This window comes from Roseateles sp. P5_E11 (genome assembly GCF_054049355.1).
On sequence record NZ_JBFUMO010000823.1, the window covers coordinates 1 to 1,921 of the forward strand.

A 1,921-nucleotide genomic window follows, 5' to 3' on the forward strand; every position below is an offset into this window, starting at 1 on the left:
CCCCGGTGCGGCGCAGGGCCTTGATGCCATCGGAATAGAACGTACCTGCCGCCACGCCCGGACGCCAGCCGGCGCCCAGCGACTGCCAGGGCTCGTACAGGCCGACCTGCTCTTCCTGGATCGGGGTTTCCTGGTGGGCATAACCCAGCACCAGACCGACGGTGCGGTCGGCGAACTGGTCGATGTAGCTGGCGCTGACGCGGTTGCCCGTGCCCTTGGAACCGGCGGCACCGCCCAGCGAATTCCTCTGACCGCGCACGTTGACGGCCATCACGCGGCTGCCGAAGTTCAACGGGCGCACGGTCTGCATGTCGATGGTGCCGGACAGGCCCTGGCCGACCAGGCCGCCGTCCGGCGTCTTGTAGACGCTCACGCCGGCCAGCAGCTCGGAGGGGTACTGATCGAACTCGACCGAGCGGTTGTCGCCGGTGCTCACCAGCTCACGGCCATTGAGCAGCGAGGTGGCGAAATCGGGCGACAGGCCGCGCACGCTGATGACCTGGGCGCGACCCGCCACGCGCTGGGCGGAAAGGCCCGGCAGGCGGCCGATGGACTCGGCGATGCTGATGTCGGGCAGCTTGCCGATGTCTTCGGCCGAGACCGACTCAACGATGTTGTCAGCGTTCTTCTTGACCGAGATCGATGCCTCGATGCCTCTGCGGATGCCGGTGACGGTCACCGTTTCGAGTTGCTGGGTCTGCGCTTGTGCGCCTGCGGCGGCGATCAGCAACGTGCAGCCGATGGCAATCGGGCTGATGCGGAACGACGCCGCGGTGCCCGACCCGCGCTTGTCTTGGCTCATGGTCATGAATGTCTCCTCTAGTTCATTGGAAAACGGCTTGGCCCGAAGTCCGCCTCCGGGGCCACCGGCGCGCGTCTCGTGGGCGAGAACCCAACGTCTCGAGCAGGTTTGTATCAAAACTAGATTTTTTCCATCATCTGCGTAAACCCTAGACGTTGCGAAGAAACGACCCGATTTCAGTCAAAAACCGCGGGTAAACCAGCATGGAATTGACGCTGCCGACGAAACATCAGGGCGAACAACTACGCAAGAAGTCAAAACTTGTAGCGCAACTACAGCATCAACTTAGGGGTTAACAACAGGTCTGCCGGCGTGACCGAGCGCGCCAGGGCGACGCAAGGCGCAAGGGGGCGGTCATGCAAGGCGAAGCCACACCGGCCGCGCGGCGGCGGCGTGGTGCCAAAGATCGCGTGTGAGAAGACGGCGCGCGCAGACCGCGCGCGCCGTGTCAGGCGTCGGCCTGCTCCAGCGCCAGGGCGGCGCCGGACAATGCGGCCAGCGTGTCGGTGATGAGGGCCGTGGGGATGCCCGCCAGGAAGGGCTGGAAGCGCCCCTTGGCCTCGAAACGGGCGCGGAACTCCGATTGGAAGAAGCGCTCGCCCAGGCGCGGCACGATGCCGCCGCCGATGAAAACGCCGCCGCGCGAGCCCAGCGTCAACGCGACGCTGCCGGCAAAGCCGCCCAGCATGGCGCAGAAAACGTCCACCGTGCGTACACAGGCGGTCGATTCGCCGGCCAGGCCCCGGGCGACGATCTGCTCGGTCGGCAGCGAGCTGACGTCTTCGCCCTCGCCGAGCGCGGCCGCCACGGCGCGGCACAGCACCGGCAGCCCGATGCCCGACAGGAAGCGCTCGGCCGACACATGGGGGAACTCGCGGCGCGCCTGGCTCAGCACGGCGCTCTCAAAATCGTCCGCCGGCGCCAGCGTCGCGTGCCCACCCTCACCCGGCAGCGCCAGCCAGCGTCCGGGGGCGCGCACGACGCCACCCACGCCCAGGCCGGTGCCCGGGCCGATGACGGCCATGACCGTGCCCACGGYCACGTCACCGGTCGCCGGCGGGGGCGCACCCCAGGCGCGCAGCTGGTCGGCCCGCAGCCGCGGTAGCGACAGCGCCTGGG

General features: G+C 68.2%; 2 protein-coding genes. Both read right to left on the reverse strand.

Going from position 1 to position 1,921, the window contains the following annotated elements; translation table 11 throughout:
• Positions 1-808, reverse strand: an 808-nt coding sequence (locus ACXJKR_RS31050; protein ID WP_457326128.1) for a TonB-dependent receptor plug domain-containing protein, incomplete at its 3' end; no start/stop codon positions are given.
• 442 nt (positions 809-1,250) lie between these two features.
• Positions 1,251-1,921: glucokinase (locus ACXJKR_RS31055; RefSeq protein WP_457326129.1), on the reverse strand; the 671-nt coding region annotated here is incomplete at its 5' end.